The following is a 17,487-nucleotide window of genomic DNA, read 5'->3' as shown; positions in this document are numbered from 1 at the left end:
TTGGGTTGGGGGCGGGCAACCCCCCCCCCCCCGGGGGCCCCCCCGCCCCCCCCCCCCCCGGGGGCGGCCCCCCCCCCCCCGGGGGGGGCGGGGCCCCCCCGCCCGTCGGTGGTGGGGGCGGGCTCAGGCGTCCGCGTCCTCGGGGACGGTGATCACCCAGCGCTCGTCCTGGCGCGGGCGCAGGTAGAGGAGCCAGTACAGGCTGGCCACGACGGTGATGCCGCCGGTCCACACCAGGGCGGTGACGTCGAGCTGGGTGAGCAGGTAGCCGAGCACCACGATCAGCAGCACGGGGAGCACCGGCCACAGCGGCTGGCGCCAGGCCGGCGCGTGCTTGTGCGCGCCCCTGCGGGAGAACAGCGCGGCGACGGCGACCAGCAGGTAGAGCGCGGCGACCGCGACCCCGGTGATGTTGGTGAGCAGGCCGTTGGGGACGAAGCAGAGCACCGCGCCCGGGATGCCGACGGCCAGCGTGGAGACCCAGGGGGCGCCGTGCCGGTTGAGGGTGCCGAAGGCCCGGTTGACCGGCTCGGGCCAGGCCTTGTCACGGCCCGAGGCGAACAGCACCCGCGAGTTCTGGATGACCATCACGATGCCGGCGTTGATGATGGCCAGCGCGATGCAGAGGCTGATGAAGGTGCCGACGGCGGAGTTGCTCCAGCCGGCCACCAGCGCGGAGACGTCGCCGCCGGTCAGCGCGTCCAGGTCGGGGGCGCCCATGGTGATCGCGGCGACCGGGACGAGGATGACCACGACCGACAGGGCGAGGGTCCACAGCACGGTGCGGGCGACGTTGCGGCGCGGGTTCTCCAGCTCCTCGGAGAGGTAGATCGCGGTGGAGAAGCCCTGGGTGACGAAGAGTGCCGTGCCCATCGCCGCGAGGATCGCGCCGAAGCCGACCGCGGAGGTGCCGCCGGCGCCGTCGCCCATCACGCCGTGCAGCATCGAGCCGACGCCGCGCTCGCTGTGGGAGAAGCCCAGCACCGACACCACGCCGGCCGCGATGACCTCCAGGACCAGGAACACGCCGGTGATCCAGGCGTTGGCGCGCAGGTCCAGCAGGCCGGCCACGGTGGCCGCCAGCATCACCGCGGCGCCGGCCCACTTGGCGTCCACGTGCATGATCGGCGCCAGGTAGTCGGCGGTGCCGATGGCGATCACCGAGGGGACGATCATCACCACGATCAGGGACTGGATGAACACCAGCCAGCCGGAGAACCGGCCCGCCAGGGTGCCGACCATGGCGTACTCGCCGCCGGCGCTGGGGATCAGCGTGCCGAGCTCGGAGTAGCAGAACGCCACCGCGATGCAGAGCACCGAGCCGATCGCGATCGACATCGCGGTCGCGGTGCCGAGCGACTGGAACAGCCCCGGGACCAGCACGAACAGCGAGGAGGCCGGGGTGACGCAGGAGAGCGTCAGCAGGGTGCCGCCCACGACGCCGATCGAACGGGTGAGCTTCTTCGGCGTCCCCGCCGTGGTCGGGCCGGCCTCGGGGGCGGCGACGACCTGCGGGGGAAGCGTGTCGGTCATGCGGGGTCCGATCGACTGGGGCGCTGATGGGGGGCGGGAGCGGTATCGCCTCCGAACGGCGTGGCCGGTGTCATTTCCTGGTCGCTCCCGGAGCGTCATGCAACCCGACGGGATCAGGCGCGTCAACGTCGATCGGCTTCGGAATCCGTTGCCCGATCGGCACTCCGGATCGGATCCCATGGTCGACTGCGGCAATCTTCTTCTTTGTCCGACTTGTTAACTTCGGTGAACGACACTTGAATCAAAGGTAAATCTTCGTAAGTCCCATTGATTCAAAGGAATCATCGCGGTCGTCCGACCTGTGCCACAGCTGCCCGCAAGCCCGCCCGCGGTGCCCCCGAGGGGTACGGGAACCGCAGCCGGGCCGGGCAAAAAGTTAGGTAACGTTCTGGCACATTCCACGGAGCGGAAACGCCCGAGGGCCGGACCCCGTACGGGATCCGGCCCTCGTCGTCGCTCGGTGCGAGCGCCCCGCCGTCACGGCGCCGGCAGCCAGCCCGTCTGCACGGTCTGACCGGCCGTGATCCGGCGCGAGACGAAGACGCCCCGGCCGGGCGGCAGCGGCTGCGGCTTGGCCGTACCGAGCAGCGCGCCCTCGCCCTTGTCGCCGGAGAGCAGCACGCCCTGGCCGCCGAGCTCGCGCATCCGCTGCATGACCGGCTCGAACAGCGCCCGGCCGGCGCCACCGGCGCTGCGCGCGATGATCATGCGCAGGCCGATGTCGCGGGCGAACGGCAGGAACTCCGCCAGCGGTGCCAGCGGGTTGCCCGAGGCGGTGGCGACCAGCTCGTAGTCGTCCACGATCACGAACATGTCCTTGCCGCTGTACCAGCTGCGGTTGCGCAGCTGCTCCGGCGTGACGTCCGGTCCGGGCAGCCGGCGGGAGCAGGCCCCGCGCAGCATCTCCACGATGGACGTCATGGCCGGGGCCGCCGCCGCGTACTCCACCAGGTACTCCGGCGGCACCACGCCGAGCAGCGAGCGGCGGAAGTCGCCGATCACGATGCCGGCCTGGTCCGGGGTGTACCGCTCGGTGATCTGCTTGATCAGCATCCGGAGCACCGCCGACTTACCCGACTCGCTCTCACCGAAGACGATGAACAGCGGGTCGGACTCGAAGTTGACGAACACCGGCGCCAGCTCGACCTCGTCGACCGCGAACGCCACACCCAGCTCGGGGTGCTCGAAGCCCTTGGGCAGCGAGTTGCCGTCCAGCACCTGCGGCAGCATCCGGACCTGCGGCGCGCGCGGGCCCGCCCACGCCGCGTTGACCTGGGAGACCAGGTCGGCGGTGCCGTCCGAGAGGTCCTCCACCGAGGAGGAGCCGTCCAGGCGCGGCAGGCCGCTGAGGAAGTGCAGCTTGGCGGCGGTCAGACCGCGGCCGGGTGCGCCGGCCGGGACGTTCTGCGCCACCTTGCGGTCGATCTCCGACTCCATCGAGTCGCCGAGCCGCAGCTCGGTGCGGTTCTGCAGCAGGTCCTTCAGGGCCGGCCGGACCTCCGCGTACCGCGCCGCCGTGATGATCACGTGGACGCCGTAGCCGAGACCGCGCTGGGCGATGTCGGAGATGACCGGCTCCAGGACCTCGAACTCCTGCTTGAAGGTCAGCCAGCCGTCGATCATCAGGAAGACGTCGCCGAACTGCTCGTCCGGCAGCTGGCCGGCCGCCCGCCTGGTCCGGTAGGTGGCGATGGTGTCGATGCCGGTGGCCCGGAAGAGCTCCTCCCGGCGGTTCAGCACCCCGTGCACCTCGCTGATCGTGCGGCGCACCTTCTCGACGTCCAGTCGCCCGGCCACCCCGCCGACGTGCGGCAGGTCGGCCAGCGCGCCGAAGCCACCGCCACCGAAGTCGAGCAGGTAGAACTGCGTCTCGACCGGGGTGTGGGTGACCGCGAAGCCGGTGACCATGGTGCGGATCAGCGTCGACTTGCCGGACCGCGGACCACCGACGACCAGACCGTGACCGGCCGCCCCCGAGTAGTCCTGGTACAGCACGTCGCGGCGCTGGTCGCGCGGCTTGTCGACGATGCCGACCGGCACCACGAGGCGCCCCAGCGCGCCGTACTCCGGCGAGGTGAGGCCGCGGTCCGCGGTGGCCTGCAGCGGCGGCACCAGCTGGTCGACGCTGGGCGCCTCCTCCAGCGGGGGCAGCCACACCTGGTGGGCCGGCGGGCCCTGGCTGAGCATCCGGGCCACGAACACGTCGAGCATGGTGTCCAGCAGCGAGTCGTCGATCTCCTCGACCTCGTCGACCACCTCCTCGACCACCGGCTCGACGATCGGCACCTCGGAGGCGGTGAACAGCACCGGCTGCGCGGTGACGGTCGTGCCGCCGACGCTGCGCTGCTGGCCCGGCGGCCGGTAGGGGCCGGACACGTACGCGGCGCGGAAGCGCTCCATCACGTCGGAACCGAACTTGAGGTAGCCGACACCGGGGACCGGCGGCAGGTGGTACGCGTCCGGCACGCCGATCGCGGCCCGCGACTCGGCGGCGGAGAAGGTGCGCAGGCCCAGGCGGTAGGACAGGAAGGTGTCCAGGCCGCGCAGCTTGCCCTCCTCCAGGCGCTGGGAGGCGAGCAGCATGTGCATACCCAGCGAACGGCCGATCCGGCCGATCTGGATGAACAGATCGATGAAGTCCGGCTTGGCGGTGAGGAGTTCGGAGAACTCATCGATGATCATGACCAGCGAGGGCAGCGGGTCGAGCGCCGCACCGGCGGCCCGGGCCCGCTCGTACTCGTTGATGTTGGCGTAGTTGCCCGCGGCGCGCAGCAGCTCCTGGCGCCGGTTCATCTCGCCCTCGATCGCGTCCCGCATGCGGTCGATGAGGGTGGCTTCGCCCTCCAGGTTGGTGATCACCGCGGCGGTGTGCGGCATCTCCGACATGCCGGCGAAGGTGGCGCCACCCTTGAAGTCGGCGAGGACGAAGTTGAGGATCTCCGACGAGTGCGTCACCGCGAGCGCCAGCACCAGGGTGCGCAGCACCTCGGACTTGCCGGAACCGGTCGCGCCGACGCACATGCCGTGCGGGCCCATGCCCTCCAGCGAGGCTTCCTTGATGTCCAGCCAGACGTACTCGCCGTTGGTGCCCACGCCCAGCGGCACCCGGAGCTTCTCGCGCATCGGCCGCGCCCGCCAGTGCCGGGCCGGGTCGAAGGAGCCCGGGTCACCGGTGTTCATCATCTCGGTGAAGTCCATGCTGACCAGCGACGGGTCGCCGTCGTCACCGCCGGCCGACACCCGGAACGGGGCCAGCTGACGGGCCAGCGCCTCGGACTGCCAGATCGACAGCACGTCGGGCCGGCCGGAGTAGGAGGCGCCCGAGGCGGCCTCCAGCAGCAGCTCGTCCTTGCCGACGGTGATCATCAGGTGGCCGCCGGGCTCGTCCAGGTCGCCGGGGACGACCTCCAGCACGGTGACGCCCTGCACGCCCTCGACACCGCCGAGGATCGAGTCCTGCGGCACCGCGGCGCCGTCCATGATGACCACGATGTGCGGCTGGTCGGGCGAGGGCACGGTGTCCCGGGAGAAGCCCTTGCGGCCGGCCAGCTCGTCGGCCAGCAGCTCCTCCAGCTCACCGAGCTCGGTGGCGATCAGACGGCGCGAACCGGCGCCGTCGTTCTCCTTGCGGTGCTGGGTGTGCGGCAGCCACTTCGCCCACTCCCACTCGTCCACCGCGCCCGGCGCGGCGGCGACCGCCACGATCAGGTCCTCGGGCGAGTGCAGGGTGGTCAACTGGGCCAGCATCGCCCGCACGTTGCCGTACACGGCGTCCGCGTCACCGGACACCATGATGTGGTAGAAGGCGCGCAGCGACACCGACAGCGGCAGGTCCTGCAGCGTGCCGTGGGCCTTGATGAAGGTGCCCATCGCCTCGGCCGCCAGCGGCTCCAGCTCGTCCATCGGCGCGGTCTGCGGCGCCCGGATCGGGGTGGACAGCTGCTGCGGTCCGCGCCCCAGTCTGATCTGCGCGAAGTCCGCGTCACCGGGCCTGCGTTCCCACAGCCGGCGGCCCTCGGCCACGATCGACCAGAGCTGGTCGGGCTCGGGGTGGGTGAACAGCAGCGAGCCGCGCTGGTGCTCCGCGGTGCGGCGGACCTGGCGGCGCATCTGCTGCAGGTACTTCAGGTAGTCGCGCCGCTCGTCCGCGGTGCCCGCGCTACCACCCTTGCGGGCCTTGACGATCTGCGCCACCGCCATGCCGGCGGTGGAGGCGACCATCAGGACGCCCATCATCTTCATCGGCCCCTGGGCGCCCGGCGAGAAGAAGAAGGCCGCCGATCCGCCCATGCCGAGCAGCGGCAGCAAGGACATCATCCAGTCCTCGCCACCACCGCGGGGAAGCTCCGGCGGAGCCACCAGCTCCACCGGCTCGTCCGGTACCGGGGGCGGATACGCCCGCGCCGGACGCTTGACGGTTACCACGCTCATGCGACCGCCTCGTACTGCTCGCTCACCACGGCATCAGCCCTCACGCAACTGGATACGTACGGGTGAGGGCGCCCCGTGTGATGACGCCGCCCCCGCTCCGCCGACCGCAGGCGCTACAAGGGGGTTAACTGCGTTCGACCGCCCCCGTACGCCTCGCGCAGGGGCCGATCCTACTGCTCCGCCCGGATCGTTCGGCCACGGGGGCGCACTGTGCTCCCCTCCTTGCCGGACCCGCCATCTGCCGCACTGTCAGCAGGCAGCACCGCGAGGGGGCGGCGAGCGGGGCGCGCCGGACTGCCGGTAGGGTAACGCCGCGCCAACTCTTGGCCGGACCGTGTCAGTTCCGGACCGGCCGGGTCAGCGGCGCCAAGCTGACTTACCGACACAGTCAACGAGGGGGAGGTCCGGTGAGCGGAAACGCCACGACCGGATTCTGCCGGGTCACTGTCGTGGCGCCGGACAGCAGGATCGATGTCGCCCTGCCGGAGGATGTGCCGCTCGCGGACATCTACCCCGAGGTGCTGCGGCTCTCCGGTCAGACCCAGGTGGACGGGGCGCCCACGGGCTTCCACCTGGTGCGCCGCGACGGCACGGTCCTCGACAGCGGTCTGCCGCTGGCCGCCCAGCAGGTGCGCGACGGCGACCTGCTGAGCCTGCGCCCGTTCGCCGAGTCGCTGCCGCCGGCGGTCTACGACGACGTGGCCGACGCGATCGCCAAGGCCGTCGAGGCCGACCGCCGGTTCTGGAGCCCCGACCTGATGCGGGCCTTCGGCCTGATCGGCGGCACGGTGCTGCTCACCCTGCTGGGCTTCGCCCTCTGGTTCTCCGACGTCAGCCACGACATGTACGGCCTGCCCGGCATCCTGTCCGGCGTCACCGCCGTGGTGCTGGTCGCGTACGCCGGCGTCCGGGCCCGGGTCTACGACGACCACGACGCCGCGGTCGCGCTCGGCCTCGGCGCGCTGCCGCACACCCTGATCGCCGGCTCCGGCATCATCGCGGTCGCGCACCGCGGCGACGGCCCCGGCCGGCTGCAGTTCCTGGTCGCCTGCGTGGCCGTGCTGATCGTCTCGGTGCTGCTGGTCGGCCTGCTGCCGGAGAAGGACTCGGTCTTCGTCGCCTCCGCCTTCCTCGCGGCCGCCGGCACCCTGGCCGCGTTCGCGGCGGTGCTGCTGTCCGACACCGCGCCCACCCACATCGCCGCCGTCACCGGCGTCGCCGCGGTCGCCGCGGTCGGCTTCCTGCCGGCCCTGTCCGCCCGCTTCGCCCGGCTCCCGGTCGGCTTCAGCGCCCCCGGTCAGACCCGCACCCGCGGCACCTCCTTCGCGGAGGAGACCGACCACGCCGAGACCGTCCAGTACGAGCGGATCGCGCACCAGGCCCGCCGCGGCCACGAGGTGCTGGTCGGCCTGGTCGCCGGCAGCGCCGCCACCGTGGTCGGCGCCTGCGCCGTGCTCGGCTTCAGCGACAGCGCCTTCGGCGAGCTGCTCGCCCTGGCGCTCGGCGTCTCGACCATGCTGCGGGCCCGGCTGTTCCGCTACACCGCGCAGGTCTTCAGCCTGACCGTGGCCGGTCTGGCCGGCCTCGGCCTGCTGATCGTCGGCCTCTCGCTGAACACCCCGATGTTCCTGCTGCGGGCCGGCGAGACTGCGATCGACCTGCGCACGATCTGGCTGGCCGCCTCGATCGCGCTCGGCGCCGCGCTGCTCACCGCGGTCGCGCTGATCGTCCCCAAGCAGGGCGTCTCGCCGTTCTGGGGCCGTATCCTCGACATGATCGACAGCCTGATGCTGATCTCGCTGGTGCCGCTCGCACTGGCCGTGCTGAACATCTACGCCCTGGTCCGCGGCGCCACCAGCTGACCGCCCCGCACCGTCCCCGGCGCCCGCCGGCCGCCCCTGGTCAGGGGTGACCGGCGGGCGCTGGTACGCTTGGGCAGTCCGGGCTCTGTCAGATTCTGTGTCGCCTACCAGGATCGCTCGGCGAAAACCTCGAAGGAGTTGCAGTGGCACTCGACGCCGCCGTAAAGAAGCAGATCATCGCCGAGTTCGGTCAGAAGGAGGGCGACACGGGCTCCCCCGAGGTCCAGGTCGCCATGCTGTCGCGCCGCATCTCGGACCTGACCGGCCACCTCAAGCTGCACAAGCACGACCACCACTCGCGTCGTGGCCTGCTGATCCTGGTCGGCCAGCGTCGCCGGCTGCTGCAGTACCTGGCCAAGAAGGACATCGAGCGTTTCCGTACCCTGGTCGACCGCCTCGGCATCCGCCGCGGCGCCGCCGGCGGCGCTCGCTGAGACCGCACCGTGGGGCGGCTCCCCTTCCCGGGGGAGCCGCCCTTCGGCACATCCGCCCGAGGGCACCGGAGGATTTTCCCCAAGCGTGGCAATCACCGGGTCGATAGGGTGTGAATTTGTAAGGTGAGGGGCATGCCCGGTCAGGACGGCGACACCACGCCGCAAGAACCGGGGCAGCAGCACCGGCACCACACAGAGCGGGCCGCTGGCTTCAAACGGAAGCCGCCCGCACCAGGGGAGCGTCCACACGCGACCACCTACCAGCAGGCCAGAGGCGCCGGTCCTCGGTAGTGGCCCCCGGGAGTCCCGACAGCGGACGGCCCGGAGGCTTCGATCGAAGACCGGCCCAGACTGCCCGGGCCATCGGTAGGCAAAGCGCAGGGGCGCTCCTCGGGAAACGTACGAAAGAGGAGATCTTCCAGGTGGAAGAGAACGTGTTCTACGCCGAGGCCGTCATCGACAACGGCAGCTTCGGCACCCGTACCATCCGCTTCGAGACCGGCCGGCTGGCCCGTCAGGCCGCCGGCTCCGCCGTGGCCTACCTGGACGACGACACCATGGTGCTGTCGGCCACCAGCGCCTCCAAGCAGCCGAAGGAGCACTTCGACTTCTTCCCGCTCACGGTGGACGTCGAGGAGCGGATGTACGCCGCGGGCCGGATCCCCGGCTCGTTCTTCCGTCGCGAGGGCCGGCCCTCCGAGGACGCGATCCTCACCTGCCGCCTGATCGACCGCCCGCTGCGCCCGTCCTTCGTCAAGGGCCTGCGCAACGAGATCCAGGTCGTCGTGACCGTCATGGCGCTCAACCCCGACCACCTGTACGACGTGGTGGCCATCAACGCCGCCTCCGCGTCCACCCAGCTGGCCGGCCTGCCGTTCTCCGGCCCGATCGGCGGCGTCCGCGTCGCGCTGATCAAGGGCCAGTGGGTGGCGTTCCCGACCCACAGCGAGCTCGAGGACGCGGTCTTCGACATGGTCGTGGCCGGCCGCGCGCTGCCGGACGGCGACGTTGCGATCATGATGGTCGAGGCCGAGGCCACCACCAAGACGATCAAGCTGGTCGAGGGCGGTGCCGACGCGCCGACCGAGGAGGTCGTGGCCGCCGGCCTCGAGGCCGCCAAGCCGTTCATCAAGGTCCTCTGCGCCGCCCAGTCCCAGCTGGCCGCCCAGGCCGCCAAGCCCACCGGCGAGTTCCCGGTCTTCCTGGAGTACCAGGACGACGTCCTCGCCGCGCTGACCGCCGCCGTCAAGCCGGAGCTCGCCAAGGCGCTCACCATCGCCGGCAAGCAGGACCGGCAGAACGAGATCGACCGCATCAAGGCGATCGCCGCCGAGAAGCTGCTCCCCGAGTTCGAGGGCCGCGAGAAGGAGATCGGCGCGGCCTACAACGCGCTGACCAAGAAGATCGTCCGCGAGCGCGTCATCAAGGACAAGGTCCGCATCGACGGCCGCGGCGTCACCGACATCCGCACCCTGGCCGCCGAGGTCGAGGCCATCCCGCGGGTGCACGGCTCGGCCCTCTTCGAGCGTGGCGAGACCCAGATCCTGGGCGTCACCACCCTCAACATGCTCCGCATGGAGCAGCAGCTCGACACGCTCTCCCCGGAGACCCGTCGCCGCTACATGCACAACTACAACTTCCCGCCGTACTCGGTCGGCGAGACCGGCCGCGTGGGCTCGCCCAAGCGCCGCGAGATCGGCCACGGCGCGCTGGCCGAGCGGGCGATCCTGCCCGTGCTGCCGACCCGCGAGGAGTTCCCCTACGCGATCCGCCAGGTCTCCGAGGCGCTGAGCTCCAACGGCTCCACCTCGATGGGCTCGGTCTGCGCCTCCACCATGTCGCTGCTGAACGCCGGTGTGCCGCTGAAGGCCGCCGTCGCCGGCATCGCGATGGGCCTCATCTCGCAGGAGATCGACGGCGAGACGCACTTCGTCACGCTGACCGACATCCTGGGCGCCGAGGACGCGTACGGCGACATGGACTTCAAGGTCGCCGGTACCCGCAACTTCATCACCGCCCTCCAGCTGGACACCAAGCTGAACGGCATCCCGGCCTCCGTCCTGGCCGCCGCGCTCAAGCAGGCCAAGGACGCCCGCCTGCACATCCTCGACGTGATGAACGAGGCCATCGACGCGCCCGACGAGATGTCGCCGAACGCGCCGCGCATCATCACCATCAAGATCCCGGTGGACAAGATCGGTGAGGTCATCGGCCCCAAGGGCAAGATGATCAACCAGATCCAGGAGGACACCGGCGCGGACATCACCATCGAGGACGACGGCACCATCTACATCGGTGCGGTCGACGGTCCCTCGGCGGAGGCTGCCCGTACGACGATCAACCAGATCGCCAACCCGACCATGCCGGAGGTCGGCGAGCGCTACCTGGGCACCGTGGTGAAGACCACGACGTTCGGCGCGTTCGTCTCGCTCATGCCGGGCAAGGACGGCCTGCTGCACATCTCGCAGATCCGCAAGCTCGCCGGTGGCAAGCGCGTGGAGAACGTCGAGGACGTCGTCGCGGTCGGCTCCAAGGTCCAGGTCGAGATCGCCGAGATCGACCCCCGCGGCAAGCTCTCGCTGATCCCGGTCATCGAGGGCGAAGAGGGCGACGAGGCCGCGTCCGAGTGACGCGGCGCTAGCTCCACCCTGCGGCCCGCACGCCACCCGGCGCGCGGGCCGCACCCTGTTGTTCCCCCCAGTTCCTTACGGAGGTCCACCCGTGGCTCAGGCCTCGGCAGCGAAGCAGCGTCCCGGCACCACCCGGACCCTGCTCAAGGGCGTCGACGGCGCCGGCACGGTGCGCCGCACCGTCCTCCCCGGCGGCCTGCGGGTCGTCACCGAGACCCTGCCCACGGTCCGGTCGGCGACCTTCGGCATCTGGGTCGGCGTCGGCTCCCGGGACGAGACCCCGGTCCTCAACGGCGCCACCCACTACCTGGAGCACCTGCTCTTCAAGGGCACCGCCCGGCGCTCCGCGCTGGAGATCTCCGCCGCGCTCGACGCGGTCGGCGGCGAGATGAACGCCTTCACCGCCAAGGAGAACACCTGCTACTACGCGCGGGTCCTGGACACCGACCTGCCGCTGGCCATCGACGTGGTGTGCGACATGCTCACCGGCTCGCTGGTCCGCCCCGAGGACGTGGAGGCCGAGCGCGGCGTCATCCTCGAGGAGATGGCGATGGCCGAGGACGACCCGGGCGACGTGGTGCACGACCTGTTCGCCAAGGTGATCTACGGCAGCGGCCCGCTCGGCCGCCCGATCCTCGGCACCCAGGAGACCGTCACCGGCCTCACCCGGGACCAGATCGCCGGCTTCTACCGCCGCCGCTACAAGCCCGAGAACCTGGTCGTCGCGGCCGCCGGCAACCTCGACCACGCCAAGGTGGTCCGGCTGGTCGAGCGGGCCTTCACCGCCGTCCTCGCGAAGTCCGAGGGCCACCCCGCCGAGGTCCGCCGCGGCGTCAAGCCGGCCCGCACCGCCGGCCGCATCGAGACCCTCAACCGACCGACCGAACAGGCCCACCTGGTGCTCGGCGTCCCCGGCGTGCCCCGGCACGACGAGCGCCGCTGGGCGATGGGCGTGCTCAACGCGGCGCTCGGCGGCGGGATGAGCTCGCGGCTCTTCCAGGAGGTCCGGGAGAAGCGCGGCCTCGCCTACTCGGTCTACTCGTACTCCTCCTCGTACGCCGACAGCGGCCTGTTCGGCATCTACGCCGGCTGCCAGCCCAAGCGGGTCGAGGAGGTGCTGAAGATCTGCCGGGCCGAACTCGCCCGGGTGATCGAGGAGGGCATCACCGAGGAGGAGCTGCGCCGCGCGATCGGCCAGCTCTCCGGCTCCACCGTGCTCGGCATGGAGGACACCGGCTCGCTGATGAACCGGATCGGCAAGGCCGAGATCAGCTACGGCCACCACCTCTCGGTGGACGAGATGCTGGAGAAGATCGCCTCCGTCACCCTGGACGACGTCCACGCGGTGGCCCGCGACGTGCTGGGCGCGCACCGCCCCTCGCTCGCGCTGATCGGCCCGATCAACGACAAGCGGGCCGCCAAGCTCGCCGACCTGCTGGCCTGAAGGGACCCCCAGAGATGACGTTGCGTGTCGCCGTGATCGGCGCCAAGGGCCGGATCGGCTCCGAGGCCGTCAAGGCCGTCGAGGCCGCCCCGGACCTGGAGCTGGTCGCCGCCCTCGGCCGCGGCTCCGAGCTCACCGAGCTCACCGCCGCCGGCGCCGAGGTGGTCGTCGAGCTGACCCACCCGGACGCGGTGATGGGCAACCTCGGCTTCTGCCTGCGCCAGGGCATCCACGTGGTCACCGGCACCACCGGCTGGACCGAGGAGCGGCTGGCCACCGTCCGCGGACTGCTCGAGGAGAGCCCCCGGACCGGCCTGCTGGTCGCCCCGAACTTCTCCATCGGCGCCGTGCTCGCCATGCAGTTCGCCCAGCAGGCGGCCAAGTACTTCGAGACGGTCGAGGTGATCGAGCTGCACCACGACCGCAAGGCCGACGCGCCCTCCGGCACCGCCACCCGCACCGCCCAGCTGATCGCGGCCGCCCGGGACAAGGCCGGCCTGCCCCGCCAGGCCGACCCGACCACCCACGGCCTGCCCGGCGCCCGCGGCGCGGACGTGGACGGCGTCCCGGTCCACTCGGTCCGGCTGCGCGGCCTGCTGGCCCACCAGGAGGTGCTGTTCGGCGACGCGGGGGAGACCCTCACCCTGCGCCACGACTCGCTGCACCACAGCTCCTTCATGCCGGGCATCCTGCTCGCCGTGCGCACGGTGGTGGACCGCCCCGGCCTCACCCTCGGCCTCGAACACTTCCTGGACCTGTGAGACCCCGATGACCTCGCGCACCGGTTTCCTCGTACTCTCCGCGGCCCTCGTGGTGGTCGCCCTGCTCTGCGTGCTCGAAGGCGTCCAGCTGATCGCCACCGGCGAACCGCTGGGCATCGGCCTCGGCCTGTGCGCCTTCGTGATACCCGCGCTCGGGCTCTGGTTCCTGCGCCAGGTCTTCCGGTTCGGCCGGGCCAGCGAGCGGCTCGCCCGCACGCTGGAGGCCGAGGGCGGCCTGCCGGTGGACGAGCTCCGCCGCACCGAGGGCGGCCGGATCGACCGCGCCTCGGCGGACGAGGTCTTCGCCCGCCGGCAGGCCGAGGCCGAGGCGACCCCGCACGACTGGCGGGTCTGGTTCCGGCTTGCCGTGGCCTACGCCGACGCCGGCGACACGCCGCGCGCCCGCAAGGCCATGCAGCACGCCATCAAGCTCAACCCGGTGGCCTAGATAGGCTGGCCACCGTCACCGACCTGCACCATCTCTGGAGGATCTTCGCGTGAGCGACGACGTGGGCACCGACCCGCAGTTCCGCAGCGACGTCACCGTGGACCTGGTCCGCAGCGCCGCCGCCGACTCCGACGTGATCTGGGCCGCCCGGGTCTCGACGGCGGGCGAGCAGTCCCTGGAGGCGCTCCAGCAGGACCCGGCCAAGTCCGAGGGCCTGATCAACTACCTGATGCGGGACCGGCACGGCACCCCCTTCGAGCACAACTCGATGACCTTCTTCATCAGTGCGCCGATCTTCGTCTTCCGCGAGTTCCACCGCCACCGCAGCGGCTGGTCCTACAACGAGGAGAGCGGCCGCTACCGCGAGCTGCAGCCGGTCTTCTACGTCCCCGGCGCCGACCGCAAGCTGGTCCAGCAGGGCCGCCCGGGCCGGTACGAGTTCGTCGACGGCACCGAGAAGCAGCACGCCGTGGTGGCCGACTCGATGGAGGCCGCCTACCAGGCGTCCTACCGCGCCTACCAGGAGATGCTGGACGCGGGCGTGGCCCGCGAGGTGGCCCGTGCGGTGCTGCCGGTTGGCCTGTTCTCCTCGATGTACGCGACCTGCAACGCCCGCTCGCTGATGCACTTCCTCTCGCTGCGCACCAAGGCCGAGAACGCCAAGGTCCCGTCCTTCCCGCAGCGCGAGATCGAGATGGTCGCCGAGCAGATGGAGGCCAAGTGGGCGGAGCTCATGCCGCTCACCCGTGCGGCCTTCGAGAAGCACGGTCGAGTCGCCCCCTGACCTGGGACGATAGGCATATGGGCGGGTTGCCGGTCATGTCCGGATTGCAGCTTTTCACCCCGCTCCCTACGCTCAGGACACGGATTCCGGTGCTGCATGAACCCCCGAGCATGCAGCACCGGAATCCCACTGTGCGACGGCCCCCCGACCCGTCCGCGCCCCCACCGGCAGCCGCCCGGATGTCCGAACAGTGGACCGGCATGACTGCCCCCCGGGGGCCTACGAGTAGCTTTGGACCCATGGCTCCGACCTCCACCCCCCAGACGCCGTTCGGCCGGGTACTGACCGCGATGGTGACGCCGTTCACCGCGGACGGCGCCCTCGACCTCGACGGTGCGCAGCGGCTCGCCGCGCACCTCGTCGACGCCGGCAACGACGGCCTGGTGCTCAACGGCACCACCGGCGAGTCCCCGACCACCAGCGACGCCGAGAAGGCCGAGCTGGTCCGCGCCGTGGTGGAGGCGGTGGGGGACCGGGCGCACGTGATCTCCGGCGTCGGCACCAACGACACCCACCACAGCGTCGAGCTCGCCCGGCAGGCCGAGGCCGCCGGCGCCCACGGCCTGCTGGCCGTCACGCCGTACTACAGCAAGCCCCCGCAGGAGGGCCTGTACCGGCACACCGTCGCCGTCGCGGACGCCACCGGGCTGCCGGTGATGCTGTACGACATCCCGGGCCGCAGCGGGGTCGCGCTCGGCCACGAGACGCTGGTCCGGCTCGGCGAGCACCCGCGGATCGTCGCCAACAAGGACGCCAAGGGCGACGTCGGCGCCGCCTCCTGGGCGATCGCCCGCTCCGGCCTGGCCTGGTACTCGGGCGACGACGTGCTGACCCTGCCGCTGCTCTCGGTCGGAGCCGTCGGCGTGGTCAGCGTGGTCGCGCACGTGGCGGCCGCCGAGATGCGGAGCATGATCGACGCGTTCACCTCCGGTGACGCCGCGAAGGCGCTCGCGATCCACCAGGGCCTGCTGCCCGTCTTCAGCGGCATGTTCCGCACCCAGGGCGTGATCCTCAGCAAGGCCGCACTGAACCTCCAGGGCCACCCGGCCGGGCCCCTCCGCCTGCCCCTGATCACCGCCACGGACGAGGAGATTGCCGTCCTGAAGCAGGATCTGGCCGCCGGCGGGGTACACCTGTAACAGACGACGACGTGCGCGCCCCCGGATCGCCGGGCCCCCAAGGCCCGCCGCTGGACCGGATCGAAGGCGCGGAGGCACAGATGCCTGGCAAGTAGGAAACCAACGATGGACGCACGCCATATGTCGCCAGGGGCGGACCCGGACATGTGGCGTGCGTCGTAAGGAGAGTCTTTTGAGCCACCCGCACCCCGAACTCGGCGCGCCCCCCGCACTCAAGCCCGGCGCCCTGCGGATCACCCCGCTCGGCGGCCTCGGCGAGATCGGCCGCAACATGACCGTGCTGGAGCACGGCGGCCGGATCCTGATCATCGACTGCGGGGTGCTCTTCCCCGAGGACGAGCAGCCCGGCATCGACCTGATCCTCCCGGACTTCAGCTACATCCGGGACCGGCTCGACAAGGTCGACGGCATCGTCCTCACCCACGGGCACGAGGACCACATCGGCGCCGTCCCCTACCTGCTCCGGGAGAACCCGGACATCCCCCTGATCGGCTCGAAGCTCACCCTCGCGCTGATCGAGGCCAAGCTCGCCGAGCACCGGATCCGCCCGTACGTGCTGGAGGTGGCGGAGGGCGAGCGTGAGCGCATCGGCCCGTTCGACTGCGAGTTCATCGCCGTCAACCACTCCATCCCGGACGCCCTCGCGGTCGCCGTGCGCACCCCGGCCGGCATGGTCGTCGCCACCGGTGACTTCAAGATGGACCAGCTGCCGCTGGACGGTCGCCTCACCGACCTGCCGACCTTCGCCAAGCTGGCCGAGGAGGGCATGGACCTGCTGCTGGTGGACTCCACCAACGCCGAGGTCCCCGGCTTCATCCCGCACGAGCGCGACATCTCCGCCGCGCTGCGCAACGTCTTCGCCAGCGCCGAGAAGCGCATCATCGTGGCCTCGTTCGCGAGCCACGTGCACCGCATCCAGCAGGTGCTGGACGCCGCGCACGAGCACAAGCGCAAGGTCGCCTTCGTCGGCCGCTCGATGGTCCGCAACATGGGCATCGCCCGCGACCTGGGCTACCTGAAGGTCCCCGGCAACCTGGTCGTCGACGTCAAGACGCTGGACGATCTGCCCGCCGACAAGGTGGTGCTGGTCTGTACCGGCTCCCAGGGCGAGCCGATGGCGGCGCTGTCGCGGATGGCCAACCGGGACCACCAGATCCGGATCGTCGAGGGCGACACCGTCGTCCTGGCCTCCTCGCTGATCCCCGGCAACGAGACCGCGATCTACCGCGTGATCAACGGCCTGACCCGCTGGGGCGCCAACGTCGTGCACAAGGGCAACGCCAAGGTGCACGTCTCGGGCCACGCCTCGGCCGGCGAGCTGCTCTACTTCTTCAACATCTGCAAGCCGCGCAACCTGATGCCGGTGCACGGCGAGTGGCGCCACCTGCGGGCCTGCGCGGACCTCGCGATCAAGACCGGGGTGCCGAAGGAGCGCACGGTCATCGCCGAGGACGGCGTCTGCGTCGACCTGGAGAACGGCGTCGCGAAGATCGTCGGCAAGGTGCAGGCCGGCTACGTCTACGTCGACGGCTCCTCGGTCGGCGACGTCACCGAGGCCTCGCTGAAGGACCGGCGCATCCTCGGCGAGGAGGGCTTCATCTCCGTCTTCGTGGTGGTCGACTCCACCAACGGCAAGATGGTGAGCGGCCCGACCATCCAGGCCCGCGGTTCCGGCATCGACGACGGTGCCTTCGCCCCGGTGGTCGCCAAGCTGGAGGAGGCGCTCAGCCGCTCCGCCAGTGACGGCGTGCTGGAGGTCCGCCAGGTGCAGCAGCTGGTCCGGCGGACCATCGGCAAGTGGGTTGCGGACAACTACCGCCGCCGGCCGATGATCCTCCCGGTGGTCGTCGAGGTCTGACGGCCGGCCCCACGGGGCGCGCACGACCCGGTTTGACGCGGGGCAGCTCGGAGCGTAGTGTTCTCCGAGTTGCCCCGCTGCCGTTCGGGTTCGGAGATGAATTCGAATCGGAGCCCGGGAAAACGGCCCGAAAAACTCTGCTAGAGTTCGGGAGCGCCGAAAG

At 71.1% G+C, this 17,487-nt stretch carries 11 protein-coding genes; 9 read left to right on the top strand and 2 right to left on the bottom strand.

Annotated features, from left to right (window positions below):
• Positions 1-123: 123 nt before the first annotated feature.
• Together ABT014_RS33605 and eccCa are read right to left on the bottom strand one after the other, a co-directional pair.
• Entirely contained in the window at positions 124-1,533 is a 1,410-nt protein-coding gene (locus ABT014_RS33605; RefSeq protein WP_350643489.1) for an APC family permease, read from the bottom strand.
• Positions 1,534-2,010: 477 nt separating this feature from the next.
• A complete protein-coding gene (gene eccCa / locus ABT014_RS33600) occupies positions 2,011-5,964 on the bottom strand; it encodes a type VII secretion protein EccCa (RefSeq protein WP_350643487.1) in 3,954 nt (1,317 codons plus the stop codon).
• Between the two features lie 407 nt (positions 5,965-6,371).
• On the opposite strand from eccCa, the gene eccD reads away from it, so the two are divergent.
• From eccD to ABT014_RS33555, 9 genes are all read left to right on the top strand, one after another.
• On the top strand, positions 6,372-7,826 hold the full coding sequence (eccD, locus tag ABT014_RS33595; RefSeq protein ID WP_350643485.1) for a type VII secretion integral membrane protein EccD: 1,455 nt from the start codon (positions 6,372-6,374) through the stop codon (positions 7,824-7,826).
• 143 nt (positions 7,827-7,969) lie between these two features.
• Entirely contained in the window at positions 7,970-8,260 is a 291-nt protein-coding gene (rpsO, locus tag ABT014_RS33590; RefSeq protein WP_350643483.1) for a 30S ribosomal protein S15, read from the top strand.
• A gap of 422 nt (positions 8,261-8,682) precedes the next feature.
• Positions 8,683-10,890 (top strand): polyribonucleotide nucleotidyltransferase, encoded by a 2,208-nt coding sequence (locus tag ABT014_RS33585; RefSeq protein WP_350643481.1) that lies wholly within the window; start codon positions 8,683-8,685, stop codon positions 10,888-10,890.
• Between the two features lie 91 nt (positions 10,891-10,981).
• Positions 10,982-12,334 carry a M16 family metallopeptidase gene (locus ABT014_RS33580; protein ID WP_350643479.1) on the top strand — a complete coding sequence of 451 codons (1,353 nt, stop codon included), beginning with the start codon at positions 10,982-10,984 and terminating at the stop codon, positions 12,332-12,334.
• 14 nt (positions 12,335-12,348) lie between these two features.
• Positions 12,349-13,095: a 4-hydroxy-tetrahydrodipicolinate reductase gene (dapB, locus tag ABT014_RS33575; protein ID WP_350643477.1), complete on the top strand. Its 747-nt coding sequence runs from the start codon at positions 12,349-12,351 to the stop codon at positions 13,093-13,095.
• A gap of 7 nt (positions 13,096-13,102) precedes the next feature.
• Positions 13,103-13,543 carry a tetratricopeptide repeat protein gene (locus tag ABT014_RS33570; protein ID WP_350643475.1) on the top strand — a complete coding sequence of 147 codons (441 nt, stop codon included), beginning with the start codon at positions 13,103-13,105 and terminating at the stop codon, positions 13,541-13,543.
• A 49-nt stretch (positions 13,544-13,592) separates the two neighbouring features.
• On the top strand, positions 13,593-14,327 hold the full coding sequence (gene thyX / locus ABT014_RS33565; RefSeq protein WP_350643473.1) for an FAD-dependent thymidylate synthase: 735 nt from the start codon (positions 13,593-13,595) through the stop codon (positions 14,325-14,327).
• 239 nt (positions 14,328-14,566) lie between these two features.
• Positions 14,567-15,466, top strand: coding sequence for a 4-hydroxy-tetrahydrodipicolinate synthase (gene dapA, locus ABT014_RS33560; RefSeq protein ID WP_350643471.1), 900 nt, complete (start codon positions 14,567-14,569; stop codon positions 15,464-15,466).
• A gap of 172 nt (positions 15,467-15,638) precedes the next feature.
• Positions 15,639-17,324 (top strand): ribonuclease J, encoded by a 1,686-nt coding sequence (locus ABT014_RS33555; protein ID WP_350643469.1) that lies wholly within the window; start codon positions 15,639-15,641, stop codon positions 17,322-17,324.
• Positions 17,325-17,487 lie beyond the last annotated feature (163 nt).

The organism is Kitasatospora sp. NPDC094015 (genome assembly GCF_040304075.1).
Lineage (GTDB): Bacteria > Actinomycetota > Actinomycetes > Streptomycetales > Streptomycetaceae > Kitasatospora.
The sequence above is the reverse complement of the archived record's forward strand: the minus strand, read 5'-3'. Positions and strand labels throughout refer to the sequence as shown.

Bases quoted from the DNA above. Each gene is read 5' to 3' on its own strand.
- ABT014_RS33605 (WP_350643489.1), bottom strand. From the start codon at position 1,533: ATGACCGACACGCTTCCCCCGCAGGTCGTCGCCGCCCCCGAGGCCGGC.
- eccCa (WP_350643487.1), bottom strand. From the start codon at position 5,964: ATGAGCGTGGTAACCGTCAAGCGTCCGGCGCGGGCGTATCCGCCCCCG.
- dapB (WP_350643477.1), top strand. From the start codon at position 12,349: ATGACGTTGCGTGTCGCCGTGATCGGCGCCAAGGGCCGGATCGGCTCC.
- ABT014_RS33570 (WP_350643475.1), top strand. From the start codon at position 13,103: ATGACCTCGCGCACCGGTTTCCTCGTACTCTCCGCGGCCCTCGTGGTG.
- dapA (WP_350643471.1), top strand. From the start codon at position 14,567: ATGGCTCCGACCTCCACCCCCCAGACGCCGTTCGGCCGGGTACTGACC.